This is a genomic window from Puia sp., assembly GCF_035546395.1.
In the GTDB taxonomy this organism is placed as follows: domain Bacteria; phylum Bacteroidota; class Bacteroidia; order Chitinophagales; family Chitinophagaceae; genus Puia.
On record NZ_DASZXR010000016.1, the window covers coordinates 185,371 to 211,316 of the forward strand.

Below are 25,946 nucleotides of genomic sequence, written 5' to 3' on the forward strand. Positions count from 1 at the left end.
CTCAAATATAAAAATAACTCATGAGTCGCCTTTTCACGCTTGTAATTTTCCTTTGCTTTTTCTCATTGCTGTCCGGCCACGCCCAACTGCTGACGCCGGAGAAAGAAGCCTACTCGCACGCCGACAGCCTGCGAGGCAGCATCGGACCGGAACGGGCCTGGTGGGATCTGCTGAAGTATGAGCTGCAGGTGGAACCCAGCTTCGACACCAAGTCCCTGAAGGGGACGAATGCGATCACCTTTGCGGCAACAAGCGACGGCCGGACGATGCAGATCGACCTGCAGGAGCCGATGCAGCTGACCGGGGCGACCTGGAAGAAACGACCGCTGAAGTATACCCGTGAAGGAAATGTCTTTCACCTGGAGTTCCCCAAAACGGTGAAGGCGGGAAGCGTCGAAACCATCGTATTGCAATACCAGGGTGTACCCAAAGTGGCGGTGCGGCCGCCCTGGGGGGGAGGATGGATCTGGAACAAGGACGAACACGGCCGGCCCTGGATGACGGTAGCCGACGAAGGCCTTGGCCTCAGCAGCTGGCTGCCGTGTAAGGATCATCTGTCCGACGAGCCGGACAGCGGAGTGGTGATGCACATCGTCTGCCCCGACAGCCTCATGGGCATCGGCAACGGCCGGCTGCGCGAAAAACACCCCAACGGCAACGGCACCACGACCTATACCTGGGTCGTGACGGATCCCATCAACTCCTACGATATCATCCCCTACATCGGGAAGTACGTCAATTGGACCAGCGTCTTCGACGGCGCAAAAGGAAAGCTCGACTGCAGCTTCTGGGTGCTGGACTATAACCTGGAAAAGGCGAAACCCCAATTCAAACAAGCCGACACGATGCTGCGGGCCTTCGAATACTGGATGGGCCCCTACCCTTTCTATGAAGACGGTTATAAACTGGTGGAGGCGCCCCATCTCGGCATGGAACACCAGTCCAACATCGCCTATGGCAACCACTTCGCGAACGGCTACCTGGGCCGCGATCTTTCGGGCACGGGCTGGGGACTGAAATGGGATTTCATCATCGTCCACGAGAGCGGCCACGAATGGTTCGGCAACAACATCACCGACAAAGACGCGGCAGACATGTGGGTGCACGAGGGATTCACGAACTATTCGGAGACCCTGTACACGACCTACCTGTACGGTGTCGAAGCGGGCAATGAGTATTGCATCGGGACGCGGAAGAACGTCACGAACGACAACCCCATAATCGGCGTCTACGGCGTCAATAAAGAAGGTTCCGGGGACATGTATTACAAGGGCGGGAATATGCTGCACATGATCCGCCAGATTGTCGGCGACTCGGCGTTTCGCGGCATGCTGCATGGATTGCAGTCGGCCTTTTATCACAAGACGGTGACGACGCAGGAGATAGAAAATTATATCTCTTCCTACGCGCATCGCGACCTGTCGAAAGTATTCGACCAGTACCTGCGGACGACGAAGATCCCCGTTCTGTCCTACCAGTCCAGCGGGGACGTGATCAGCTATCGCTGGGGCAATTGCGTAAAAGGCTTTAATATGCCGGTGAAGGTCTATGTGGGCGGGCTGCCTGCGCAGTGGATATACCCAACCGATGACTGGCAGACGATGAAGGCCGGCACGGGTGGACAGGTGCTGGAGACGCCGCAGCTGGATATGAAGGCCTTGGCGGCGCCGGCCCAGGCAACGGGTGGCCGGCCGAATCCGCGCGGTCCCGGCCCGGGGATCCTGACGGTCGGGGCAACAGGCAACGGTTCCGGCGGCGACGGGAATTTCAGCGTCGACCGGAATTTTTATATCGTCGTTCGCAAGCAGAATTGAGACGCTCACAGGCCGGCTGGCCGAAGGCCTCCCATCATTCGCTACGCAGTGATTCGACGGGATTCACCAAAGCAGCCCGGGCCGCCTGAACAGCGATGGTCGTAAGCGCAATCAGTACGACCGCCAATGCCGCAATCGCGAAAACCCACCATTGCATCGTCGTCCGATAGGCGAAGTCGGCGAGCCATCGGTCCATGAAGTAATAAGCGATCGGCATCGAAATAACGATCGATATCCCCACCAATTTGAGGAAGTCGGTGGAAAGCAGCGCGGCAATGCCGGTGGCTGACGCTCCCAGCACCTTGCGAACACCGATCTCTTTGGTGCGCTGAGCAACCGCTACCATGACCAGCCCGAACAGCCCAAGGCAGGAGATGAAGATCGTCAGCAGCGAAAATACGATCGATAGGCGGCCCAGCCGCTGTTCGGCTTCATATTGTTTATTGTAGGCCTCATTTACAAACCGGTATTCAAAAGGATCATTCGGCAGCACGGTATGCCAGGCTGCCTCCATGCTGCGAAGCGCCGCCTTGTCGTTGCCGGTGTTGATGCGTACCGAGAGGAAGCCATACCAACCACTTCGTACGGACAGGATGTGGATGACCATCGGCGCGATCTTCTGCTGCAGGGACCGGAAGTGAAAATCCTTTACGACGCCGATAACCTTCCCCTTTTTCCCCAATCCCCATTCGAAGCCTTTCCCGACGGCATTTTGCGGCGTCCAGCCAATCTCTTTTACGGCCGCCTCATTCAAAATGAAAGCGGAGGAGTCCGTGGGATATTCCTTCGAGAAAGCGCGGCCCGAAGCCATTTTCAATTTGTAAGTGTCGAAGAAATCGAAGTCGACGACGAGCGTGAACATGGACTGCTGGCGATCGGCAGGAACGCCTTCGGGCAACGTAACGATATTATTCAATTGCAGACCGGGTATCTTCGAAGACGCGGTCGTCTCGGCCAGTTGCGGCGTCTTTTTCATCTCCTGCTTCAGCAATTGCGCGGAACGGGCCTGCTTTTCCGTGCGCAGCGGTACAGCCACCACCTGTTGCTGGTCGAAGCCGAGATTCCTCGTCTGCATGAAGTGCAATTGCTGCCAGCAAACGATGGTAGCCACGATGAGGATCGCGGAGAGGGTGAATTGAAAGACGACCAACACCTTCCGTAACGAAAGTCCGCCACGGCCTCCCCTGCCCTGCTTGAAGACCTTTACGAGTTGCACCCCTGAAAGATACATCGCAGGATAGAGCCCGGCGAAGATGCCAAGGACGGCAACGAAACCGGCGACCAACAGGATGACCGGCGCCGTCAGGTAGGTTCCGGCCGAGATCTGCGTTCCCGCCAGCTCATTGAACACCGGCAGCACAGTGATGGCAATGCCGATGGCAAGGACCAAAGCCAGGATCGTGAGCAGGATGGATTCACTGAGAAACTGGCCGACCAACTGTTGCCGTTCGGCGCCGGCAACCTTTCGAATGCCGATCTCTTTGGCTCTCTTGAAGGATGTGGCCGTCGTCAGGTTGATGTAATTGATACAGGCGACCGCCAGCAAGAACACGGCGATGCCGATAAAGATGCGAAGGGCGGCTATACTGCCTCCCGGGTTGATCTCGTCATTGAGATCGCTGCGCAGATGGATATCGCGAAGGGGTTGCAGATAGTGCAGGCCGCGGATCCCCATCTCCTTATTCTCCTTCGCATTGTATTTGTCCATGATATTCCTGATCTTTCCATTCACCTCGGCCGCCGACCGGGGGTCTTTCAGCAGGACATAGGTGTAGTAATCGTCGTTCCACCATTGGTCGACGCCATCTATATGGTACTTCAACAGGACATTGATCGAGCAGAGGACCTCGACGTTGAAGTGGGTCGTGGCCGGGAGGTCCTTCATGACGCCGGTAACCTTCAGCAGGATCGAGTCATTACAGGTGACCATCTTGCCGATAGGGTCGGCCGACCCGAAATATTTCTTTGCCGCGCTCTCCGTTATCACGATCGAATTCGCACCGTCGAGGGCCGTGTGGGCATCGCCTTTTACCATCGGGTAACCAAAGACCTCGAGAAAGGTCGAATCGGTGAACAGGAACTGATTGGTAAAAAAGTGTTGCCCGTTGTAGCCCAGCGTCGTGCCATAGGCCTCGAAACGAACCGCCTTTTCTACTTCGGGGATGTCCTTGACGAGCACCGGCGCGAGCGGCCCGGCCGTGACCGCGAAGTCCTTGTCGGGTTGGCCGTTGGCGCGGAGCGTTAGCGCAACCCGGTAGACACGGTCGGCGTTGGCGCCGGCTTTATCGTAGCTGAACTCATGGGACACCCAAAAGAAGATCAGCAGGCAGGCAGTAAAGCTGATGGTGAGGCCACCCAGGTTGAGGACGGCGAAAACCCGGTTCTTCCGGAAGTATCGCAGGGCTATTTTGAAGTAGTTCTTTACCATGCGATTGGTTCCACATACTTAGTGCCTGTTTTGGGAATACCTGAGGCTCAGCATCTTACTGGACTTGTCTCGAGTCGGAGTGTACGATTTCGATACCGCTAGTGTATCGGGATAAGCTCGTCGCCGACGGCGATCTCCCCAAGGTCGTGGTGGATGAGATTTTGACCGAAGAGTATCTTGTGGCCCTCTGCCCGGTACCGGGCCAGGGTGCGAAGCGGTTCTTTCCCTTTTTCTGCAGTGGTTTGATCGATCGTGGTCATCACGCAGCGGGCGCAAAGTTTGACGCCGCTGAAGCGGATATTGCCGATGGTGAATTCGTGTAGCCGGTCTTCTTCAAAGGGCTCGCCGCCGGTGAACACGATATTGGGCCGGAAGCGGTTCATCGGTAGAGGGCGATCGAGGCGGCTGTTGAGCTCTTCGAGGCTGGCTTCGCCTATTAATAAAAAGGGATAGCCGTCGGCGAAGGAAGTATAGTGGCCGGCCGCGGTGTATTTCAGGTCGGTTTGTCTTTTTGTCGATTCAGGCATGTGGACCAGCCGGCAGTTGACTTTTAATCGTTCGCTGAACCATTCGTCGGCTTCGGGGCCGACGAATTGCGCGGTGACGGTGTCATCCCAGCATTGCACTTTTACGAATTCCCGTGTAGCGGGTTCGAAGGGGATATCGAGCCTTGTTTGCGTGGGGCGATGGAGGATGGTCAGACCGGTTGAGGTGATGGCGGGTTGAAGCAGCGCCAAGGCGGGGACTTCCCGTTGAGTGATCTGTACGCCATGGGGGTCGATGAGCATCCACCGGCGATCGTGTTGGAGGCCGCGGTCGGTAATGCGGGCGGAGTCTACGGAGATACCACCCAATGATTTGACGGGATAAATATTTAATTGAGAAACGCGCAGCATCCGGCAAAGATACTACAGTCCGGCGGACCGGCTCCCGACACTGGCCTGGGTGCCGGCGTCGGCCTGGGCCGGATCGAGCACACGGCCGGCGCCGACGAAGTGGCGGTCATAGTAGCCGTCGTTCATGTCGCTGATCATGACACCCGAGACGGAAGCATGGACAAATTTATTATTGCGGAGGTAGACGCCGACATGGGTCACAGCCCGGCGTTTGCCAAGAGTGTGGAAGAAGACCAGGTCGCCTTCCTGGAGCTCGTTCCGGCGGATATGCCGGCTGGCCTCGTATTGTTCTTTCGAAGTCCGGGGCAGCGTGGCTACGCCATATACCGACGACATCAACAGGAATGCAAAGGCCGAACAGTCGATACCCTCCCGGGTGGTACCGCCGTAATGATAGGGGGTGCCGTACCAGTAATCCATGAAACTCAACAGTTTGGGATTGTCGAGATCCTCCACGGAGCAGTTTTCCAGGATAGCATACTTGAATTTGAGCGCCGGGTAAGTCTCGATAGCTTTGGCATCGGCGCCTGGTTCGGGCACGTTGCCCAAGTTCGTGTTCATCTCGGTGATTGCGCTGCGGCTATTGTCCTTGCGGGTATCGGGTTTCACCGAGACATTGCTAAGAAATTGAACCCCATTGGGATTGCCCTCGGCGACGACACCAGGAGCGGGCTTGCTGGCCGCGGGCCTGAAGACGCTGCAGCTGGTGGCAAGGCACGCAAGAATGGTTATGTAGGCGAGATTTTTCAACATATTGTTCCAGAGCGAGCCATCGGCGAGCTGGCCGAAGGCCCATCTTTAGTGGTTGAGGCCGAGAGGTTTATATTTTGTGGAAACCTTTGAGGCCGAAACCGAGGATATTGGCATGGGCAAAGATAGAGAAAATAACAAAAATATTGCCAAATCCGATCGGGTTGGGATGAATACCGCCCGGGGCCTGCCGGGAATTGGATGCGGGCGCCCGCTTTCCTAAAGATTTTGGCTATTCTATATCCTCAATCCCGATGGCCGTTACGAAGGTGCGCGTCCCTTGTTTGACGAAAATGTTCTCACGACTCCTATCCTACCCGGATTCGAGCTCGATCCGGAAGAGGTTTTCGGGGTCGTTTAACCTGTGGAAAGATTGTGACATACCCACCTGGGAGTGAACGATTTTTGTCGGTTTTTGTTAGTTAATTGCAGGTCCTATGAGCAAATTCTCCCATCTTCATACCCATACGCAATTTTCGCTGCTGGACGGGGCGGCATCGATCCAGAGCCTTTACAGGAAGGCGATCAAAGACGGCATGCCCGCACTCGCCATCACCGACCACGGCAATATGTTCGGAGCCTTTGAATTCGTGTCGGAAGCCTATAAACACAAGAACGACGATGGCACACTGAAGGTGAAGCCGATCGTGGGTTGTGAGTTCTACGTGGTGGCAGACAGATTCAAAAAAACATTTACCAAAGAGCAGCGGGACGAACGCTACCATCAGATCCTGCTGGCAAAGAATAAACAAGGCTACCAGAACCTGATCAAGCTGACCTCGCTGGGCTACACCGAAGGACTCTACAGCAAGTATCCCCGCATCGACAAGGAACTGATCCTAAAACATCACGAAGGCCTGATCGCCACCACCTGCTGTATCGGGGCCTATGTGCCGCAAACCATCCTGCACGAGTCCGAAGAAAAGGCCGAACAGGAGTTCAAATGGTGGCTGGACCTCTTCGGCGAAGACTATTTCATCGAACTGCAACGCCACAACATCCCCGAACAGCAAAAGATCAACCAGGTGCTGCTGGGATTTGCCAAAAAGTTCAGCGTGCCGGTGATCGCGACCAACGATAGCCACTACACCGATAAGGACGACGCGAACGCCCACGACATACTGCTGTGTATCAATACGGGGGAAAAACAGTCGACGCCGGGTTACGACGACATCGTCAACGACGACCTGAACACGAAGAACCGGCGGTTCAAATTCCCCAACGATCAATTTTATTTCAAGACAACCGGGGAAATGAAGACGCTGTTCAGCGACGTCCCGGAATCCATCGACAATACCAATATGATCGTGGACCGGGTCGAAGTGCTGAACCTGAAGAAGGACATCCTCCTTCCGGCCTTCCCCATTCCCAAAGAGTTCCAGATACACAACGACAGCAACCTCGACCAGTGGGAATACCTGAAATACCTGACCTTCGAAGGGGCGAAGCTGCGATACGCCGATCTGAACGCCGAGATCCAGGAGCGGCTGGACTTCGAATTGTTCACGATCAAGACGATGGGTTTCGCCGGCTACTTTCTCATCGTATCCGATTTTATCAAGGCAGGACGGGATATGGGAGTCTTCATCGGCCCGGGCCGCGGAAGTGCAGCAGGGTCGGTCGTCGCCTACTGTATCGGGATCACCAATATCGACCCCATCAAATACAAACTCCTGTTCGAACGGTTCCTGAACCCCGATCGTAAGTCGATGCCCGATATCGATACGGACTTCGACGATGAAGGCCGCGGCAGGGTCATCGATTACGTCGTAGGAAAGTATGGCAAGAACCAGGTGGCGCAGATAGTCACCTATGGTACGATGGCCGCCAAGATGAGCATCAAAGACGTTGCGCGGGCGCTGGACCTGCCCCTCCCCGAATCGAACGCCCTGGCCAAGCTGGTGCCCGAACGGCCGGGGATCGAACTGAAGCGGGTGCTGCATGCGCCGATGACACCGAAGGAAGGCGAGAAATCGCTGGAAGAGAAGGACGGCGTCGGCCCCGATGAATTACAAAACGTAAAGCTATTAAGAGATATCTATAACGGCGATGATATTCGCAGCAAGGTGCTGCATGAAGCCGAGCGGCTGGAAGGGTCCGTCCGCAATACGGGCCTGCACGCGGCAGGCATCATCATCGCGCCGGACGACCTGATGACGATCCTGCCCGTGTGTACGGCAAAGGACTCGGACCTGCTGGTGACCCAGATCGAAGGAAGCGTGATCGAAGAGGCCGGGGTTATCAAAATGGACTTCCTGGGTCTGCGGACCCTGAACATCCTGAAGACGGCGCTGGAACTGATCAAAGAGAACCATGGGGTGGATATTGTCATCGACGACGTGCCGCTGGACGATGCGAAAACCTACGAACTGTATCAAAAAGGCGAGACGATCGGGACGTTCCAGTTCGAGTCGCCCGGGATGCAGAAATACCTGAAAGACCTCAAGCCGGATAAATTCGACGACCTGATCGCGATGAACGCGCTGTACCGGCCCGGCCCCATCGCCTATATCCCCAACTACATCGACCGGAAACACGGGCGCGAGCCGATCGTTTTCGACCTGCCGGAGATGGAGGAATTCCTGGGAGACACCTACGGGATCACCGTCTACCAGGAACAGGTGATGCTGCTGGCGCAGAAGCTGGCGGGATTCAGCAAGGGCGATGCGGACGTGCTGCGAAAGGCGATGGGTAAGAAACAAAAGTCGATCCTCGACAAGATGAAGAGCCAGTTCGTAAAGGGCGCCGCAGCGAAGGGCTTTGCCGCACAGACCCTGGAGAAGATCTGGACGGACTGGGAAGCCTTCGCTCAATACGCCTTCAACAAATCCCACAGCACCTGCTATGCGTTCGTAGCCTATCAAACGGCCTATCTGAAGGCCCACTACCCTTCCGAATACATGGCGGCCGTGCTGAACCATGCGGGCAGCATCGAAAAGATCACCTTCTTTATGGAAGAATGCAAGCGGATGGGATTGAAAGTACTGGGACCGGATATAAACGAATCGAAACAAGGTTTCTCGGTGAACCGGAACGGCGAGATCCGCGTGGGTCTCGGCGGCCTGAAAGGCGTCGGCGAGGCGGCAGTGGAAGGGATCATCAGCGAACGGCAAAAGGGCGGCAACTTCACGTCCATCTTCGATATGATCAAGCGGATCAACCAGCGGACGGTGAACAAAAAGACGCTGGAAAACCTGGCCTACGCAGGAGCCTTCGACTGTTTCAAAGAGCTGCACCGGGCGCAGTATTTCAATATCCCGCAAGGGGATACGACGACGGGCCTGGAGAAGATCATCAAATTCGGCAACGTCTATCAAACCAACGCCAACCAAACCAGTAACAGCCTTTTTGGCGAGCTGACGATGCCCGAGATCGCCGTGCCGAAGATCCCGCCCTGCGAGCCCTGGTCGCTGACGGAACTCCTCGACCACGAGAAAGATGTAACGGGGATGTTCATGAGCGGTCATCCGCTGGACCATTTCAAGTTCGAGATCACCCACTACGGCATCACCCAACTGGGAGAATACAACGAGATAAAGGACGCGATCGGCCTGCAGGCCAACCCCGGAAAGACCTACCGGCTGGCGGGGCTTGTCGTAGATGCACAGCACCGGGTGAGCAAAAATGGGAAGCAGTTCGGGGTGCTGACGATCGAGGACTATACCGGTAAGGCGGAATTCATGCTCTGGAGCGAAGACTATGCGCGCTGTAGCAACTACCTCGAGAAGGGCAAGAACCTGTTTTTGACGGGAAGCTTCAAGCCGAGGTTCAATACCAACCAGTTCGAGTTCAAGATCGAGAAGATGATGCTGCTGGAAAGCATTAAGCCGATACTAACCAAGCAGGTGATCGTGGATGTGGAAGCGCGGTTTGTCAACGAGGAGCTGGTACGGTTCATGGAAGGGAATGTGAAGAAGTATCCGGGGAAATCGGGGTTGAAATTCAACATCGTAGAGTCCAAATCACATGCCCGGGTGAGTTTGTTCAGTATGGGCCAGGGTTTTGAGATGAATGACGAAATGTCTGCTTTTCTGGAAAAGACGCCGGAAGTGGAGGTACAGGTTGTCACGACATAATTGTCCTTGTGGCGGCTCCGCCGTCTTGGAATGAATGTCGGGAAAATGACCAACGAAGTCGATAATTAAGCGGACATTTGCAATAGTAAAATAATCACAAAACATAAAAAACTCTCAATTATGGCTTTAGAATTAACAGATACAAACTTCCAGGACAAGGTGATCTCCTCCGACAAGTTGACCATTGTGGACTTTTGGGCTGAATGGTGTGGTCCCTGTCGCGCGATCGGGCCGGTGATCGAGGAACTGTCCAAGGAGTATGATGGGAAGATCAATGTGGGCAAGGTAAATGTCGACCATAACCCTCAGCTGTCGATCAATTACGGCATCACAAGCATTCCTGCCATCCTGTTCATCAAAGGCGGTAAGGTTGTCGATAAGCTGGTTGGCGCTCAACCCAAATCGAATTTTGTAAAGAAAATCGAATCGCATCTGTAAAATACCTTTTGTACATTTTATCGGACCCGTGCTTTGCACGGGTTTTTATTTTATGATGGGCCTTCGGCCAAAGGGCCTGTGGCCCTTTTTTTGTGGCGATTTTAGGAAATTTTCGTTATGCCAAAAGATATCCATGGGAAGTATCACCCGCCGAAGGGGAAACCCTCCGATACGCGCAAGGAAGAGACGAATAAGGAATTGAAAGATGAACTCGCCGGTGACGAGCACATCAGTCACCTCAACCGGAATAGAAATAAGAAAAGGGACAAAGAGATACCCCGGGACGAGCAGCAGCAGGACGAGCCGAAACACGGGCGGACGGGCCGCGAACTGAAGGACGAAAAAGGAGAGGTAATCGGCGAGGAGCCCTGGTCACGGACCGGGGTGATCGGGCGGAAAGGAAATGAGCCGGAGACGGGTCAGGAGGACTGACGCAACAGATCTCGACGATGGAACCCAAACATCTGCGGGACAAGTTCGTCGAGCTTGCAAAATACCCGGCGGACGTATGCGTGTCGATATACCTGGGCGGCCCGGGCTGGCAGGACGGTCTGCCCCTGAAGAATGCCCTGCGGGACGCTCGCCGGCAGATGGAGCAGTTAGGCATCGTCGAAGTCATCGACAAGATCCTCGTGCCGGCAGTATGGCTGGTGAACGACGCCGCATTCTGGCGCCGTGAGCCGAAGGGCCTGGCGCTGTTTCTGGCGCCGGATTGTCATGCGCTCGTGGAGTTGCCCTACGATCCGGGCAACGAAGTGCATGTACACACCTCCTTTATCCTCGCGCCCCTGAAGCCGATGATCAGCGGGGAAGACGAATATTTTGTACTGACACTGAGCAAACACCGGGCGCAACTGTACCGGGGTAGCGGATACAATCTCCAGCAGGTGAAGATCCCCGGGATGCCCCTCGGCACGGACGACGTGACCCAACCCGGTATCGAAGGGTATTTCCAGGAAGTAGACCGAACTTTACAGGCCGCAGGCCTGGCTACACAACCAATCCCCTTGTTGCTCGCAGGAGTGGATTATGAACTAAGAATATTTCGTGACGTGACGAAATATCCTAATGTGATAAAAGCCGAGCTGTCCGGCAATTTCGACCGGGTTCCACTGTCGGAGCTGACGACACGCGCACATGAGAAAATGCAGGATTATTTCGAGGCGCAATGGCGGGACACGGTGCGCAATCATCTGGACAAGGGAACGGCGCCGGTGACCAGCTTTCCACAGGATGTGATCCGGGCGGCCTTCGAAGGCCGGGTGGCGCAGTTATTCCTCGCGAAGGGGACTTCATTATGGGGCAAATATGCGTCCGCGCCCGCAGAGCCGGTGATCCACACGGAAGAGCAGCCGGGAGACGACTGCCTGACTAACCAATTGGTGGTGCAGACCATACTCCACGGAGGTCAGGCGTATGTCGAAGACCGTGAAAAAATGCCTGCCGGGGGCGAGATGGTGGCGGTGTTGCGGTATTCGTGACGATTCTCTATTGTAGGGGTGCAAGAACGGCGGCGGTGAACGACTTTAACGAGACGGAGAAGAGGTTTGCGGACGCAGATATGCCGCATTACCGGTAGCCGCCGATCGATCGAGGTTGAGCCGGTTGACAACATCGACGAGGGATGCTTCGTCGATCTTTTTCTTGCAGTTAGCCGCCGCCCGGGGGCCGAGGACTTGCCGGAGAGACCTGCTTTTCAATTCTACCGGGGCGAATTCCCGGCCCCCCGGCATGACGATAAAATACTCGTAACTGTCGACATATTCGTCGTAGTTATTGCCATAGGAGACAAGGCCATCGGTATGATAGTCGGCCCGGCGGAACTGCGTCTTAAGGAGCCGGTAGAGTACATAGTGGGATCCGCCGGCGGAGTCGCTGAGCCGCTGGAAGAAGACATCCGGATCGATCCCGTCGACCCGGGTAAGCACGGTTTGTATCCCATCTTCCACGAAATGAAGTTCACGGGCCTGTCCGGTCTCCACCTTTACAATCGTCTTGCCATCGAAAGTGAGATACAGGTTGTGGGTGATCTTGTCGTAGTTGAGGAAAAGATTGGGATCTTTCAATACGGTGTCGTAAACGCCGATGACAAAGCCCCGGGTCCAGGGGTCGAAAAGGAGGCGGGACCCTTTGGGCGGTTCGCGGTCCCCATGATAATTGACAAAGCTTTCGCCATTGTTGATCCTTCTGCCGGCCGCGCTGCTCAGCGTTTGGATGGCGTTGTCTATGGACATGGCTTCCGGCGAGGATTGAGCCTTTGCATCGACGGCGAAGGCCAGGGCCAATATCGGAAGCAGATGTCTCATGGTGCACTAATATACCGAAAATTACGGATTCAGGGTATAGAAATCATACGTGAGGACCCAGGTGGTGGTCTCGCCTGGCCCTGCCTTTATATGAATGAAAGGCTCGGGACAGGCCGTTTTCAGGGAGGCCCAATAGGCGAGCTTTACCAGCGGACGGTCGCCGCGAATGCGGACGCCTATTTTCCCTCGCCGTTCTTCCAGCCGGAGATCGTAGTCGGCGGCGTCATTCCTGTAGCCTGTGAGGATCGTATAGAAGGAGCGTCTTGGCGCGAACGGCTCTTTTATGATGATGGAGTCGCCCTGTACCGCGGCGAGGGTATCGAACATCGCGGGGTCTGAAGGAGTGGCGACGGGTGTCCAGCGCAGTTTCAGGACCCGTCCGGGACCGGTGTCGAGAGTATCGAAGACAAAGAAGTTATGGTTGTAGATGTCGGACTCGATGGCCTGGGCGCCCGTGTTCTTGAGGGTATGAGTGATCGTCATACTGGCATTATTGGCGTCGAGGGTGATCGTCTTGATATACACGTACGAATACCCGGCGGCGTTGAGGTCCTGCCGGAAAGCGATGGCGCCGGGAGCCTTTGTGATGTTCCAGTAGCCGGTATTGACGATCGGGTAATAACGGAAGGGGGAATAACGGGCGGTATCGGGCCGGGTAAGGATACCGACGCCGGGCTCGAGGAAGGCGCCGCCGGGCCGGGCCTGGTCATAGCCGGTCGGGGTAAAGGATTCCACGGGACCCATGATGGCGTCGTTGAGCGTCGGGTCGTAGCGGCTGTTCCATTTGCCGAACAGCGAATGGCCTTTATAGTCGAGGGCATAGATGACGCCGGACCAGTCGAAACGGGTGGAGCGGTAGAACCCCTTTACGGGGTCGGGCAGGTAAAAGCGCGCGTGGAGCGGGCCATTGGAGAGGTCGGTACGCGGGCAGTTGGCGGTGTCGGATTGGGCAACCGCGCAATGCGCGACCAGCAGGGCGAGGATAAAGGCAGGAATTTTCATGGCATTTAGTGTTGAAAGGCGGTGGTGGCTGTGGCCGGATCGTGTTTATACCGGAAGACCAGCGGAAAGGTGATACCCAGCACAAGCGCATAGGCGGCAAAGCTGATCCAGATGCTGTGCCAGTCGCGGATGCCATTGGTGGTGTAATGATCGACCACCCGGCCGCTGATATAAGTGCCGATCCATGCGCCAAAGCCGTTGGTCATCAGCATGAAGAGCCCCTGCGCACTGGCGCGGATCTTGATATCGGCCTCGCGTTCGACGAAGAGCGACCCGGAGATGTTGAAGAAGTCAAAAGCCATCCCATAAACGATCATAGACAGCACCAACAGGGGCAGCCCTGCACCCGGGTTACCGAAGCCAAACAATCCGAACCGGAAGACCCAGGCGAAGATGCTCATGATGATGACCTGTTTGATGCCGAATCTCCGCAGGAAGAACGGGATCGTCAGAATGAAGAGGGTCTCCGAGATCTGCGAAATAGAGATGAGCAGCACCGAGTGGCGCACGCCAAAGGATTGGGCATACTCGGGGACCTTTGCAAAATCGTTGATAAATCCATCGGCGAACGCGTTACTGATCTGCAGCGCAAAACCGAGCAGCATGGAATAGACGAAAAAGATGAGCATCTTCCTGTTCTTGAAGAGCACAAAGGCATCGAGACCGAGGGAGGAGGCAAAACTGCGCTTGGTCATATTGGGTACCGGCGCACAGGGCGGCATGGTGAAGGCATAGATGCCGAGGAAGATACCGGCGCCGGCGCTGATGTACAGCTGGGCAGGCTGCAGGCCGCTACCCGAAAGATCGACCAACCACATCGCGCAGACAAAGCCTACGGTTCCCCATACGCGGATGGGTGGAAAATCCTTGACGATATTGAAGTCCCGCTTTTCGAGGATGATATACGATACGGTGTTGTTCAGCGCGATCGTCGGCATGAAGAACGCCGAGTTGAGGAGCATGGCGAGGTAAAAGGTATTGAAATCGTGCAGGGTGGAAGCCCAGAGCAGGCTGGCGGCGCCGACGACATGGCAGATACCCAGAACCCGCTCGGCGTTGATCCATCGGTCGGCGACGATCCCAAAGAGCGCGGGAGTGAAGATAGAGGCGATACCCATGGTACCGTAGATAGCGCCTATCTGCGTGCCCGTAAAGTGGAGGGCATTGAACATATACCCGCCGAGTGAGATAAGCCAGGCGCCCCAGACGAAGAATTCGAGGAAGTTCATTACGGTGAGGCGGAGTTTGATACCCATGTCTATATTTTTGACCCGTACAATTTTATGATCCGTACAAATTTATGATTCGTACAAACCCGGAAGATACAGTATTTTTGCGGGATGAATACAATGACATCCGGATCGGATTTTTTGTTGAAAACGACGGACAGGGACCTGCAACGGATCGGCGAAAAGATCAATGCAGGGGAGCGGATCACCCCGCAAGAGGGTATCCTGCTGTTCGAGAAAGGCTCCCTACCCTTCCTGGGGGCGCTGGCCAATGGGGTCCGCGAGCGGCTGCACGGGAACAAGACCTATTTCAATCGGAATTTCCATATCGAACCGACAAATGTGTGTGTGTTTACCTGCAACTTTTGTTCTTACTCCCGGGTGTATTCTCACCGGGATGAAGGTTGGGAACTAACGCAGCAGCAGATGCTGGATATCGTGCGCAGTTACGACGGCAAACCGGTGACCGAAGTACATATCGTCGGCGGCGTCCACCCGAAGATGAATATGGAGTTCTTTATGGAATTGCTGACGAAGATCAAGGCGCACCGGCCGGACCTCCATATCAAGGGATTCACGGCGGTGGAGCTGGACTATATGTTCCGGAAGGCCAAGGTGTCCGTCGAAGAAGGAATGCGGCGGATGCATGCCGCCGGCCTGGACTCGATGCCGGGCGGTGGCGCGGAAATTTTCCACCCGGACGTGCGCAACGTGATCTGCGCGGACAAAGTGGATGCGGATGGCTGGCTGGCTATTCACGAGGCGGCCCATCGCGAAGGGATGCATACGAATGCGACGATGCTGTACGGACATATCGAGACCTATGCACACCGGATAGATCACATGAACCGGCTGCGCGAGCTGCAGGACAGGACCCGTGGGTTCAACACCTTTATCCCGCTGAAGTTTCGCAACAAGGACAACGACATGAGCCATGTTCCGGAATCCCCGGTGGTGGAAGACATGAAACTATACGCAGTGGCGCGGTTGTACATGGATAATTTCCCGCATCTGAAGGCCTACTGGCCGATGCTGGGCCGGCAGAATGCGCAGCTGTCGCTGGCATTCGGCGTGAACGATCTGGATGGGACGATCGATGATACGACGAAGATCTATTCCATGGCCGGGAGCGAGGAGCAGACGCCCAGTTTATCGACGGCGCAACTGGTCAGCCTCATCCGGCAGGTCGGCCGCGAGCCGGTAGAGCGCGATACATTGTATCATGAGATCCGGAATTATAAGGATGATGACCTGGATCAGATGATGCAGGATCCGAGTTTAAATTAGGGCGCCGGCTATGAAATCTTCGGCATTGTTTGTATATTAGATTAAATTTCAAAGAAATGACTACGCTCGTAATTGAGAATAAATCATATGTCGTCGTTCCCATGGAAAATTTCCAGGCCCTTCAAAAAAAGGCGGCGTTAAAAACCAAACCCGAGAAGACTCTCACGCTGAAAGAAGCGCGGGCCCATAGCAAAAAGCTGATCAGAAAGTGGGATACAAATGCGTTCCCTATAAGAAGAAATACGTCATCGTATTTCTCGAATCGGAGAACGAACTGATTATCTGTGAGTTTATTTCAATGAAAAACATTTATTGGTAGACGCGAATTTGGCGGGTTTCGGCGCCGGTTCACTCCGATCGCAAACTCCGCGTCGGGTTAGCCGTCGCACCGCGGATCGCCTGGAAACTGATGGTCAGGATCGTGATCACCAGGGCGACGGCTGCCGCAAGCAGGAAGATGCCGGGGCCGATGTCGATATGATATTTGTATTTGTCCAGCCAGTTATGCATAAAATAAAGCGCTACCGGGGTCGCGACGATGCAGCTGATGGCTACCAGCACGATGAAGTCCTTTGTCAGCAGAAGCCATAGTTGCGCGACAGACGCCCCCAGCACCTTGCGGATGCCGATCTCCCGCGTCCGCTGTTCGGCCATATAGGCCGCCAACCCAAACAATCCCAGGCAGGATATAAAGATGGCCAGGCCGGCGAAGAGGCCCGCGAGCGAACCGACCAGCACCTCGAGGTTGAACTTCTGCGCATAGCTGTCATCGGCAAAATGAAAGAGGAAAGGATAGGCGGGGTTGTAGCGATTGAAGATGCCGCCGATTTTTTCCATGGCGGCGTGGACACCCACGTTGGGAGCAAGCCGGAAGGCGATGTGACCAGCGTTGGGATCGAACACAAACATTGTCGGTTCGGCGGGATCGAAGGGGCTCAGCATAAGAGCGTCCTTTGCCACGCCGATGACCTTTATCTTCCGGTCCTGGTCGTAGAGATTGATGACCTGACCGATCGGTTCTTTGTAGCGCATGCGTTTGACCGCGGCCTCATTGAGAATGACGTTGAGGCTGTCGGCGGCGAGATTTCCCGAAAAGCCATGCCCGGCCGTGAACTGCATGCCCATGGTCTTGAAATAGTCGTCGCTGATATCGATCTCGGCAAGACCGAGGGTTTCACCGGGGTTTTGACCGCTCCACGATTTTATCCCGGCCCACGACCAAATTTGGGTGACGGGACTGGAGGACATGGTTACGGAAGATACAAGACCGCTGGCAAGGAGTTCGTTGCGAAGCGCCGGGTAATTGCGGGTCATGGTCCGGTCTTCGGCGTCGATAAGCACGAGGCGGTCGGCGTTATAACCCGTGGGCCGGTCCTTTACATACTGCACTTGCCTGTAAATGAGAAGAGTGCTGATAATAAGGGCCACGCTGCAGGTGAACTGCAGCACGACGAGCAGCTTTCGCGGCAGCGCCGCGTTGCGTCCCGCTCGAAAAGTGCTTTTCAAGACGCTTACAGGTCGAAAGGAGCTGAGGTATAGCGCGGGACGGCTCCCGGCCAGCAGGCCGGTGACCAGCACATACCCCGCGACAAGTGACCAGAAGAAAGGGCTTTCGTAGGGCACCCGGATACTGCTGGCGGTAAGATGGTTGAAAGCCGGGATCGCCAGCTGGACGAGGACCAGGCACACACCGGCTGCAAAGGTAGTGATGACGAGAGACTCGATGAGAAACTGGATGATCAGGTCGCGGCGCTGCGACCCGATGGCCTTGCGGACGCCGACCTCCCGGGCGCGTTTCTCGCTGCGGGCCGTCGCCAGGTTCATAAAGTTGATGCAGGCGATAAGCAGGACCAGAACGCCGACCACGCTGAAGAGCCGCACATAATCGATGAAGCCGCCCTCCTGCACTCCGTTCTTGAAATCAGAATAGAGATGCCAGGCGGTCATGGGATGGAAGAAGATCTCGGTCTTTGCCACCCGATAGTCGTCGGGACTGTATTTTTTCACCAGCGCCGTCAGCTTCGGTTCCAGTTGTTTGACATTGATATTCGGCTGGAACTTCACAAAGGTCTGAAAGGCTTTATTGTCCCAGTTACCCGATCGGGCGGCCTTGTCCACCCAGTCCCTCGCAAGGGTATAATAGCTGAAGGGAACGACGTAGTGAAAGCCGAAGGTGGAATTGGCCGGCAGATCGGCGATGACGGCTTTTACGATGAGATTGTTCTCGTTGTCGAAACGGACCGGCTTGCCGATCGCATCGGCATCCCCAAAAAGCGATCGGGCCGTGGTCTCGGTAAGGACGATGGAATAAGGCTCATCCAGTGCGCCGGCGAGCGACCCTTTTACGACCGGATAGGGAAAGATCTTGAAGAAATCGGCTTCGGCCTGGGCGCCGGAAATAAAGACCTTCTTCTCTCCGACCAGCAGGTCATGATCGCCCATCCAGTCGGTATGGGCGGTGTATTGTATGCCAGGGATCTCTTTGCGCAGCTCGTCGGACAGGCCGTAAGGCGTGGCGCTCATCTGGTCAGCATCCCCATTGCGGACGAAGCGCAGGTGTACCTGGGCGACAAGGTCGTGATCAGGAACGAAGCGATCGTAGGAGTATTGATAGTCGACCCAAAGGCCGATGATGAGTGCGACGGCCATGCCGATAGACAGGCCTGATATGTTGAGGGCGCTATAAGCTTTGTTGCGTTGGAGATTGCGCCACGCAGTGAGAAAATAATTGCGGAACATGGTAAAGATCGTTGGTTACCATTCCCGGCGCGAAAGAGGTGCCGGATTTACTGAACACTGCGTATCAACCAATTATCTTTCCGCCAGGGGATATTTTTGTGCGGTTTTGATACAAGCACTGTCCGAAAGAAATTGTTCCAGCCGCCGGTTAAATTCCTGGGTCGCCTCCATATTGGGGAGATGGCCGGCGCCGTCGATTACGGCCAATTGCGCGCCCGGGATATTGTCGCTCATAAGCTTTGCGATAGGCGTCGGCGTAAAGAAGTCTTCGGAGCCGGCGACGATAAGCGCCGGGACAGCGATGTTCTTCAGAATGTCGGTGTGGTCGCGGCGGATAGCCCTCCCCCTGTGTGCGGCGGCGGCTCCCTCGGGGTTGGTGGTGCTCATCATTTTATACAGCGGCTCATAGACATTGGGGTTGTCCATGGACGCCTTTGCGATGTATCTGTGGATCGTTTCATCGGTGTGCCTGACCATGCCGACCTTGATGATCTCTTCGGCCGTTGCAAGCCGGCGGGCGGCCGACTCGGAGGTCTCGGCTCTTGCGTCGGAGTCGACGATGACCATTCCGTTGAAGCGATGTGGGATGAGACGCCAGAGGTCGAGGACGATCTGGCCGCCCATCGACAAGCCGATGAAAGTCGCGTTGGTGATGTTCAACTCGTCAAGTAGGTGGATGATGTCGAGGGCCATTTCATCGAGGAGAACGCGCGGAGTGGTGACGCCGCTACCGCCATAACCGCGGAGATCAGGAAGGATGAGGCGAAAGTCGTTTTGTAAGTGGGCCACTTGCCCGGCCCACATGCTGCGGTTGAAGGGGTGGCCGTGGATGAAGACGAGGGGTCTGGTCCCGGCAGGTCCGAAATCGTCATAGGCGAGGGCAATCCCGCGAATCTGTTTTGTAGGCATAGTGGGACAAAATTAACGTCAGGCGAACATCCAGAACAGATGCAGAATTGCATTTTTTAACCAGATCAGATCCTGACGAGCGGATGATATTAATCCTCGGGGGCCTTGAATGTGAATGGGAACTTAAGCGTTCTCTTCGTTTCGCCCGACCATCTATACCTCAGGATACATTTATTTCGCTTGTCCATCATTCGCTTCACCGCCAGGAGGGCTTCTTCATCACAGCCATAGCCCACGCTTTGGATGACAACTGCATTGGACATCGTGCCATCGTCATTGACGGTCACCTCAACTATCACCGTACCGGATGTCTTCATTTGTTCCGCCTTTTTGGGATATTTTATACTAAATACCTGACCACAGGTATCCAGGTGATGTTGCCCGGTAGTAATTAGCGTAAAACAGACAAAAAGGCCCGACAAAAAAGATCTCATATTTAACAGATGCATAACCCAGGTAAATCCATAAAAGCTAACATTCGCTAAGCCCCAGCGGTATCTGCACCGCGAGTCCGCCATCCGAGGTCTCTTTATACTTACTGTTCATATCCTGGGCCGTATTCCACATCGTGCTGATGACCGCATCGAGGGAGACCTTCGCGAAGTCGGGGGTGCTTTGAAGCGCCAACTGCGAGGCGGTGATGGCTTTTATCGCGCCCATCGTATTGCGCTCGATGCAGGGGATCTGGACGAGGCCGCCGATGGGATCGCAGGTGAGCCCGAGGTGATGCTCCATGGCGATCTCGGCGGCCATCATGGCCTGCCGCTGGGAGCCGCCGACGCATTCGGTAAGCGCGGCCGCGGCCATGGCGGAGCTGACGCCGATCTCGGCCTGGCAGCCGCCCATCGCTGCGGAGATGGTCGCGCCTTTCTTGAAGATGCTGCCGATCTCGGAGGCGGTGAAGATGAATTGCAGGATCTTGTCCTCCTTGTAGCCGTCGCAGAAGGCGATATAGTATTGCAACACCGCGGGGATGACCCCGGCGGCGCCATTGGTCGGAGCGGTGACAACCCGGCCGAACGAAGCATTCTCTTCGTTTACCGCGAGGGCGAAGCAGGAGACCCAGTCGAGGGTATATTTAAAGCTGTTGCCGCCCTTGCGGATGGCTTCTATCCAGCCGTCATAGTCATGATAGATATTAGCGCCGATGAGCTTGCGATTGAGATCGGCGGCGCGGCGTTTGACATTCAAACCGCCGGGGAGCACGCCTTCGGCGTGACAGCCCCGATAGATGCAATCCCGCATCACCGTCCAGATCTTGTGCACGCCGGCCTTTGTCTCGGCCTCGGGGCGCCAGGCGGCTTCATTCTCCATCACGACCTCGGAGATGCTGAGACCGGTCTTTCGACACCAATGGAGGAGATCGTTATTGGTATCGATGGGGAAAGGCAGTTGAACGGCTGTGCCCGCGGCATTGTCCTCGCCTTCCTTTTTTACGAATCCGCCGCCGATGGAGTACCAGGTCTCGGCACGTTGATGCCCATCGGACCACTCGGCGAGAAAGGTCATGGCGTTGGGGTGATAGGGTAAGGTCTCGCGGTAGAGGAAGGTAATATCCAACGCAGGATCGAAAGTGATAAACTTCTCCCGGCGGACCCTCAGTTGTTTCAGCGTGTTGATCTCTTCGATGGCGGTATCGATATTGCCGGGATCGAAGGTGACGGGGTCTTCGCCGGCAAGGCCGAGCTGGATGGCGATATCCGTGCCGTGGCCTTTGCCTGTCTTGGCCAAAGAGCCATAGAGGAGGACTTTTAATGACTGAAGCTTGTCAAGGCCATGGGCGGCTTTTATAGAATCGGTGAACCGCTGGGCGGCGCGCCAGGGTCCAAGGGTATGAGAGCTGGAGGGGCCGACACCTATTTTGAACATGTCGAAGACGGAGATGGATTCGTGTGGCAAGAATGGTGACTTTTTGCGAAGGTATGACGTTTTTTAAGGACATTTATTGTGTATATTCAACACCTATGAAAGTGTTGCTGACAATACTATTGAGCACTGCTGTCCTGGCGGGGCTTAGGGCCCAGGAGGCCTGCAAAATCCTGCATTTTACCTCATCGCACAATTGCTTTCCCGACACGGCCAGGGATCGGGGACACCTCGACGGCGACGGTAAGCAGCTGCCGCGGGCGGGACATTATGATGACAGCTCCGTGTTATTGGTGATCCCGAAAGGCCTGCATGCAGGGCCAACCGTCGACCTGGTCGTCTGGTTCCACGGCTGGCACAATAACATCGATACGGCTCTCCAATTCTATGGCCTGGCCCGGCAATTCACAGCTTCGGGACGCGACGCCGTGCTGGTACTGCCGGAGGCGGCGAAGAATGCGGCGGATAGTTATGGCGGAAAGATGCGACAGGACGGCATGTTCAAGCTGTTGGTCGCGGACATTTTGAGTGAACTAAAACGAAACAAGGCCGTACCGGCCAACGCCGTCGCAGGCCATGTCGTACTGGCCGGTCATAGCGGAGCTTATTCCGTCATAGCGGACATATTGGAGCATGGACAGCAGCCGGTGGATGAAGTATTTCTGTTCGACGCCCTTTACGGCCGGATGAACACGTTCACCCAATGGGCAGAAGCCGGCGACCATCATTTTGTTCATTGGTTTACCAATACCGGTTATGGACCGGACAAGATGAGTGATTCGATGATGTTGCAACTGCGGCGGGATAAGGTGCCTTTCGGACTGTCGGAAGAGGTGTCGACGGATAGTGCGGTGATCAGGAACAATCGAATATTATTCGTGCATAGCCCGCGGGAGCATAATGTGATCATCAATAATCCCGATGATTTCGCGCTTTTGCTGAGGAATCGTCCATAGCCGTGGCATGACTTTAGCAAATACTCACAGTAAACGTCATGAAAAGAACCCTGGGGATTGTTTTGCTCGTTCTCGGCATCCTGATGCTTATCTATACCGGCTTTTCCTATACGCGGCGGGAAAAGGTCATCGACGCAGGTCCGGTCCACGTCTCGGCAGACAAGCAACATACGGTCAACTGGCCACCGTATGCGGGCGGCATCCTGGTCCTGGGAGGGATCGTTCTGCTGGTAAGCGGCAACCGCCGAGGCTCCTGATCCGGCCAAATTCGATTATATTCGTCGCATGAACCGCTATCTCCACCGGGCGACGATCCTCGCCATTTTCCTTGCACCGCTCGCAGCCGCCACCCAAACGACCATCCCCATCCTCACGGCTCATAATGCCCTCGTGCTGCACACCGACGCTTCCGGGCGCCTCCTGACCAGCTATATGGGCGAGCGCCTGGCCGACACAAAAGACTATGGGCAAACCGGCGCCTCCTACCGCAACGCCGAAGACATTCTTTCTTCTGCCTATACGCCCGCGGGATCGACCAGCCTGGCCGAACCGGCCATCGCCATCACGCACGCCGATGGCAACCGGTCGCTCGACCTGCGCTATGTCAGTCATAGTACGAGCGTGGAAAAAAACAATGTCTCGCTCACCACGATCACCCTGAAAGATCCGGTCTACGCCGTCGAAGTCACCTTATTCTATAAAGTCTTCGCCAACGAGGATGTCGTCGAACAGTGGAGCCGCATCGTCAATCATGAAAAAGGCAATATCGTACTGGATAAATACGCCTCCGCGAATCTCTGCCTGCGGGCCGGCAGTTACTGGCTCAGGCAATACCACGGCGATTGGGCAAGAGAGATGCAGCCGGAGGAGACCCGGCTTACGCATGGTATAAAGACGATCGACACGAAGCTGGGGACCCGCGCCGACCTGTTCGGGCCGTCCGTATTCATGGTCTCCCTCGACAAGCCGGCCGGCGAGGACGAAGGCAGCGTTCTTTATGGCTCCGTGGAATGGAGCGGCAATTTTCGGATCGATCTCGAAGTGGATCCCAACGACCAGCTGCGCATCATCGCCGGCATCAACAATTATGCTTCCCCCTATGTTTTGTCACCGAATGAGACTTTTACCACCCCGGCGTTTGTATATACGTTCTCTTCCACCGGCAAGGGCGACGCCAGCCGCCGGATGCACCGCTGGGCCCGGGACTACAAGATCGTAGACGGCCGGGGGAACCGGTTGACCCTGCTCAACAACTGGGAATCCACCTATTTCGGCTTCAACGAAGACACCCTCCGCGGACTCATAAAAGGCGCGAAAAACCTTGGGGTCGATCTCTTCCTGCTCGATGACGGCTGGTTTGGCAATAAATATCCCCGGAATGACGATCATGCCGGTCTCGGGGACTGGCAGGAGAACCGCCGCAAACTACCCAATGGCATCAAAGCTCTCGTAAAGGAAGCGCAGCAGGACGGCGTGAAATTCGGCATCTGGGTGGAGCCCGAGATGGTAAACCCCAGGAGCGAGCTGTATTTCCGGCACCCGGATTGGGTCGTCAAACAACCCGCGCGCGAAGAGAAATATTATCGCAACCAGCTCGTGCTCGATCTGGCCAACCCGGCGGTGCAGGACTTCGTCTATAACATCATCGACTCGCTGTTCATCAAGAATCCCGGCCTGGCTTATCTGAAATGGGATTGCAATGCCGTTATCTATAATGCGTATTCGGTGTATCTGAAAGATCGTCAATCCCAATTCTATGTCGACTATGTCCGCGGGCTCTACCATGTGCTCGACCGCATCCGGGCGAAATATCCCACCGTTCCGATGATGCTCTGTTCGGGCGGCGGCGGTCGCGTCGACTATGGGGCTCTGAGCTATTTTACCGAATACTGGCCGAGCGACAATACCGATCCGCTGGAACGGGTCTTTATCCAATGGGAATATTCCTATTTCTATCCGGCCATCGCCAGCGCCAATCACGTCACCAACTGGGGCCATCAGCCTTTGAAATTCCGCATCGACGTCGCAATGATGGGGAAACTGGGTTTCGACATCCCCGTCGGCAAATTACCGGCCACCGACCTGGCCTTTTGCCAGGGCGCTTTGAAACTTTACAACGAGATCAAGCCGGTCATCTGGCAGGGTGATGTGTATCGCCTCGCCGATCCGTATAAGGCCGACTGCGCGTCCATCCTGTATGTCGACTCCGCACGCTCTTCGGCGGTGCTATTCAACTATCTCGTCAACAACCGGTATGATGCCGGTAATAAGCTGCCTGTGAGATTAAAAGGGTTGGACCCTGCAAGACAATACCGGGTGCAGGAGGTGAACCGGTATCCGGGCGCCCCGGCGGGCCGCGAGGACGGGAAGCTGTATTCCGGCGACTACCTCATGAAGGTAGGGCTTGATCCACAGGTTCATGCGGATCGATCCAGCGTGGTTCTCCAATTGAAAACAATCCCGGGATGATCGAACTAAGCAAGCAATCGGACTTTCAAGACATTTGGGCCATCATCAACGATGCAGCCATTGCCTACAAAGGAATTATTCCCGAAGACAGGTGGCACGAACCCTACATGCCCGAGAGCGAACTCCGGGAACAAATTGCCGACGGCGTACGATTTTGGTGTTACCGTGAAGACGACACAATCATTGGTGTCATGGGAATCCAGAATAAAGCGGATGTGACGCTGATCAGGCATGCCTATGTCCGAACGACTGCCAGAAATAAAGGTATCGGCGGAAAATTATTGAGTCATCTCGCCAAACTGACGACAAAACCAATATTGATCGGTACCTGGGCGGACGCAACCTGGGCGATCCATTTCTATCAAAAACATGGTTTCACCCTGGTTTCTTATGAAGAGAAAGAAAGACTCCTGCGGAACTATTGGAAAATTCCCCTGCGGCAGATCGAAACCTCGGTGGTATTGGCCAATCAGCTAGTCCCTGGTTCGATGGCGGCCGCATCCGATGATGCATCAAAGGTCAGCCGGTCGACCGGACGGTCCGGGTTACCGATGGCTATCGGAACATCGGTGGCCACTGGCTGATCGCGCTTGAACACGTATCCGTGCCGGTTGATCTCAAGACGGGCAAGGCCAGTCTCTGACCGATTCCAAAGCCGGCCGATAGCCGATCGCAAAAGAATAAGCGCCTCCTGGGAGAAAGATAACGAACCCCGCTGTGATAAAAAAAAGACCACCCCTACCCTGTAGGTGATGGTCTTGACCCTTAAACAACCTGTCGC

Annotated in this window: 20 protein-coding genes; 10 read left to right on the forward strand and 10 right to left on the reverse strand. The window is 55.5% G+C overall.

The annotated features are described in order from the left end of the window. Positions 1 to 20 precede the first annotated feature (20 nt). A complete protein-coding gene (locus VHE34_RS21835; protein ID WP_325591835.1) occupies positions 21 to 1,814 on the forward strand; it encodes a M1 family metallopeptidase in 1,794 nt (597 codons plus the stop codon). A gap of 34 nt (positions 1,815 to 1,848) precedes the next feature. Here VHE34_RS21835 and VHE34_RS21840 read toward each other — a convergent pair whose 3' ends face one another. From VHE34_RS21840 to VHE34_RS21850, 3 genes are all read right to left on the reverse strand, one after another. After that, positions 1,849 to 4,242 (reverse strand): ABC transporter permease, encoded by a 2,394-nt coding sequence (locus VHE34_RS21840; protein WP_325591837.1) that lies wholly within the window; start codon positions 4,240 to 4,242, stop codon positions 1,849 to 1,851. A 98-nt stretch (positions 4,243 to 4,340) separates the two neighbouring features. Next, entirely contained in the window at positions 4,341 to 5,138 is a 798-nt protein-coding gene (locus VHE34_RS21845) for an MOSC domain-containing protein (RefSeq protein ID WP_325591838.1), read from the reverse strand. Positions 5,139 to 5,150: 12 nt separating this feature from the next. Beyond that, the gene (locus tag VHE34_RS21850) at positions 5,151 to 5,891 is read right to left on the reverse strand and encodes a C40 family peptidase (protein ID WP_325591839.1); all 741 of its coding nucleotides are present in this window, start codon (positions 5,889 to 5,891) and stop codon (positions 5,151 to 5,153) included. Positions 5,892 to 6,325: 434 nt separating this feature from the next. Here VHE34_RS21850 and dnaE point away from each other — a divergent pair, with 434 nt between their 5' ends. The 4 genes from dnaE to VHE34_RS21870 all read left to right on the forward strand — a co-directional run bounded on the left by dnaE (position 6,326) and on the right by VHE34_RS21870 (position 11,883). Next, positions 6,326 to 9,964: a DNA polymerase III subunit alpha gene (gene dnaE, locus VHE34_RS21855; protein ID WP_325591842.1), complete on the forward strand. Its 3,639-nt coding sequence runs from the start codon at positions 6,326 to 6,328 to the stop codon at positions 9,962 to 9,964. A 120-nt stretch (positions 9,965 to 10,084) separates the two neighbouring features. Continuing rightward, entirely contained in the window at positions 10,085 to 10,402 is a 318-nt protein-coding gene (trxA, locus tag VHE34_RS21860; protein WP_325591844.1) for a thioredoxin, read from the forward strand. A gap of 117 nt (positions 10,403 to 10,519) precedes the next feature. Beyond that, positions 10,520 to 10,834: a hypothetical protein gene (locus VHE34_RS21865; protein ID WP_325591846.1), complete on the forward strand. Its 315-nt coding sequence runs from the start codon at positions 10,520 to 10,522 to the stop codon at positions 10,832 to 10,834. 17 nt (positions 10,835 to 10,851) lie between these two features. After that, positions 10,852 to 11,883 (forward strand): hypothetical protein, encoded by a 1,032-nt coding sequence (locus VHE34_RS21870; RefSeq protein WP_325591848.1) that lies wholly within the window; start codon positions 10,852 to 10,854, stop codon positions 11,881 to 11,883. A gap of 45 nt (positions 11,884 to 11,928) precedes the next feature. Here the strand turns inward: VHE34_RS21870 and VHE34_RS21875 are convergent, their stop codons facing one another. Genes VHE34_RS21875 through VHE34_RS21885 form a run of 3 tightly spaced genes read right to left on the reverse strand, consistent with a single transcriptional unit; the run spans position 11,929 to position 14,966 of the window. Continuing rightward, a complete protein-coding gene (locus tag VHE34_RS21875) occupies positions 11,929 to 12,708 on the reverse strand; it encodes a hypothetical protein (RefSeq protein WP_325591850.1) in 780 nt (259 codons plus the stop codon). A gap of 21 nt (positions 12,709 to 12,729) precedes the next feature. Then, positions 12,730 to 13,710 (reverse strand): hypothetical protein, encoded by a 981-nt coding sequence (locus VHE34_RS21880; RefSeq protein ID WP_325591852.1) that lies wholly within the window; start codon positions 13,708 to 13,710, stop codon positions 12,730 to 12,732. A 5-nt stretch (positions 13,711 to 13,715) separates the two neighbouring features. Next, the gene (locus VHE34_RS21885) at positions 13,716 to 14,966 is read right to left on the reverse strand and encodes a nucleoside permease (protein ID WP_325591854.1); all 1,251 of its coding nucleotides are present in this window, start codon (positions 14,964 to 14,966) and stop codon (positions 13,716 to 13,718) included. Between the two features lie 84 nt (positions 14,967 to 15,050). Here VHE34_RS21885 and mqnE point away from each other — a divergent pair, with 84 nt between their 5' ends. Further along, the gene (mqnE, locus tag VHE34_RS21890; protein ID WP_325591855.1) at positions 15,051 to 16,226 is read left to right on the forward strand and encodes an aminofutalosine synthase MqnE; all 1,176 of its coding nucleotides are present in this window, start codon (positions 15,051 to 15,053) and stop codon (positions 16,224 to 16,226) included. A gap of 348 nt (positions 16,227 to 16,574) precedes the next feature. Here mqnE and VHE34_RS21895 read toward each other — a convergent pair whose 3' ends face one another. The 4 genes from VHE34_RS21895 to VHE34_RS21910 form a co-directional block, all read right to left on the reverse strand. After that, on the reverse strand, positions 16,575 to 18,965 hold the full coding sequence (locus tag VHE34_RS21895; protein ID WP_325591857.1) for an ABC transporter permease: 2,391 nt from the start codon (positions 18,963 to 18,965) through the stop codon (positions 16,575 to 16,577). Positions 18,966 to 19,037: 72 nt separating this feature from the next. Then, a complete protein-coding gene (locus VHE34_RS21900) occupies positions 19,038 to 19,874 on the reverse strand; it encodes an alpha/beta fold hydrolase (RefSeq protein WP_325591859.1) in 837 nt (278 codons plus the stop codon). An 89-nt stretch (positions 19,875 to 19,963) separates the two neighbouring features. Next, positions 19,964 to 20,392, reverse strand: coding sequence for an energy transducer TonB (locus VHE34_RS21905; protein WP_325591860.1), 429 nt, complete (start codon positions 20,390 to 20,392; stop codon positions 19,964 to 19,966). Beyond that, positions 20,346 to 21,773: an L-serine ammonia-lyase gene (locus tag VHE34_RS21910; RefSeq protein WP_325591862.1), complete on the reverse strand. Its 1,428-nt coding sequence runs from the start codon at positions 21,771 to 21,773 to the stop codon at positions 20,346 to 20,348. The genes VHE34_RS21905 and VHE34_RS21910 overlap by 47 nt, the downstream gene beginning before the upstream one ends. A gap of 65 nt (positions 21,774 to 21,838) precedes the next feature. Between VHE34_RS21910 and VHE34_RS21915 the strand changes: the two genes are divergently transcribed. From VHE34_RS21915 to VHE34_RS21930, 4 genes are read left to right on the forward strand one after another with little or no spacing between them, the layout of a single operon-like run. Beyond that, entirely contained in the window at positions 21,839 to 22,696 is an 858-nt protein-coding gene (locus tag VHE34_RS21915) for a hypothetical protein (protein WP_325591863.1), read from the forward strand. 38 nt (positions 22,697 to 22,734) lie between these two features. Continuing rightward, the gene (locus VHE34_RS21920) at positions 22,735 to 22,953 is read left to right on the forward strand and encodes a hypothetical protein (RefSeq protein WP_325591865.1); all 219 of its coding nucleotides are present in this window, start codon (positions 22,735 to 22,737) and stop codon (positions 22,951 to 22,953) included. A gap of 28 nt (positions 22,954 to 22,981) precedes the next feature. Then, positions 22,982 to 25,165, forward strand: a complete 2,184-nt coding sequence (locus tag VHE34_RS21925) for an alpha-galactosidase (RefSeq protein ID WP_325591867.1) — start codon at positions 22,982 to 22,984, stop codon at positions 25,163 to 25,165. Further along, on the forward strand, positions 25,162 to 25,749 hold the full coding sequence (locus VHE34_RS21930; RefSeq protein ID WP_325591869.1) for a GNAT family N-acetyltransferase: 588 nt from the start codon (positions 25,162 to 25,164) through the stop codon (positions 25,747 to 25,749). Before VHE34_RS21925 ends, VHE34_RS21930 begins: the two co-directional genes overlap by 4 nt. Positions 25,750 to 25,946 lie beyond the last annotated feature (197 nt).

Excerpts from the sequence above, each read along its gene's own strand:
- VHE34_RS21835 (WP_325591835.1), top strand. The coding sequence starts at position 21 with ATGAGTCGCCTTTTCACGCTTGTAATTTTCCTTTGCTTTTTCTCATTG.
- VHE34_RS21840 (WP_325591837.1), bottom strand. The coding sequence starts at position 4,242 with ATGGTAAAGAACTACTTCAAAATAGCCCTGCGATACTTCCGGAAGAAC.
- VHE34_RS21845 (WP_325591838.1), bottom strand. The coding sequence starts at position 5,138 with ATGCTGCGCGTTTCTCAATTAAATATTTATCCCGTCAAATCATTGGGT.
- VHE34_RS21850 (WP_325591839.1), bottom strand. The coding sequence starts at position 5,891 with ATGTTGAAAAATCTCGCCTACATAACCATTCTTGCGTGCCTTGCCACC.
- dnaE (WP_325591842.1), top strand. The coding sequence starts at position 6,326 with ATGAGCAAATTCTCCCATCTTCATACCCATACGCAATTTTCGCTGCTG.
- trxA (WP_325591844.1), top strand. The coding sequence starts at position 10,085 with ATGGCTTTAGAATTAACAGATACAAACTTCCAGGACAAGGTGATCTCC.
- VHE34_RS21865 (WP_325591846.1), top strand. The coding sequence starts at position 10,520 with ATGCCAAAAGATATCCATGGGAAGTATCACCCGCCGAAGGGGAAACCC.
- VHE34_RS21870 (WP_325591848.1), top strand. The coding sequence starts at position 10,852 with ATGGAACCCAAACATCTGCGGGACAAGTTCGTCGAGCTTGCAAAATAC.
- VHE34_RS21875 (WP_325591850.1), bottom strand. The coding sequence starts at position 12,708 with ATGAGACATCTGCTTCCGATATTGGCCCTGGCCTTCGCCGTCGATGCA.
- VHE34_RS21880 (WP_325591852.1), bottom strand. The coding sequence starts at position 13,710 with ATGAAAATTCCTGCCTTTATCCTCGCCCTGCTGGTCGCGCATTGCGCG.
- VHE34_RS21885 (WP_325591854.1), bottom strand. The coding sequence starts at position 14,966 with ATGGGTATCAAACTCCGCCTCACCGTAATGAACTTCCTCGAATTCTTC.
- mqnE (WP_325591855.1), top strand. The coding sequence starts at position 15,051 with ATGAATACAATGACATCCGGATCGGATTTTTTGTTGAAAACGACGGAC.
- VHE34_RS21895 (WP_325591857.1), bottom strand. The coding sequence starts at position 18,965 with ATGTTCCGCAATTATTTTCTCACTGCGTGGCGCAATCTCCAACGCAAC.
- VHE34_RS21900 (WP_325591859.1), bottom strand. The coding sequence starts at position 19,874 with ATGCCTACAAAACAGATTCGCGGGATTGCCCTCGCCTATGACGATTTC.
- VHE34_RS21905 (WP_325591860.1), bottom strand. The coding sequence starts at position 20,392 with ATGGCGGACTCGCGGTGCAGATACCGCTGGGGCTTAGCGAATGTTAGC.
- VHE34_RS21915 (WP_325591863.1), top strand. The coding sequence starts at position 21,839 with ATGAAAGTGTTGCTGACAATACTATTGAGCACTGCTGTCCTGGCGGGG.
- VHE34_RS21920 (WP_325591865.1), top strand. The coding sequence starts at position 22,735 with ATGAAAAGAACCCTGGGGATTGTTTTGCTCGTTCTCGGCATCCTGATG.
- VHE34_RS21925 (WP_325591867.1), top strand. The coding sequence starts at position 22,982 with ATGAACCGCTATCTCCACCGGGCGACGATCCTCGCCATTTTCCTTGCA.
- VHE34_RS21930 (WP_325591869.1), top strand. The coding sequence starts at position 25,162 with ATGATCGAACTAAGCAAGCAATCGGACTTTCAAGACATTTGGGCCATC.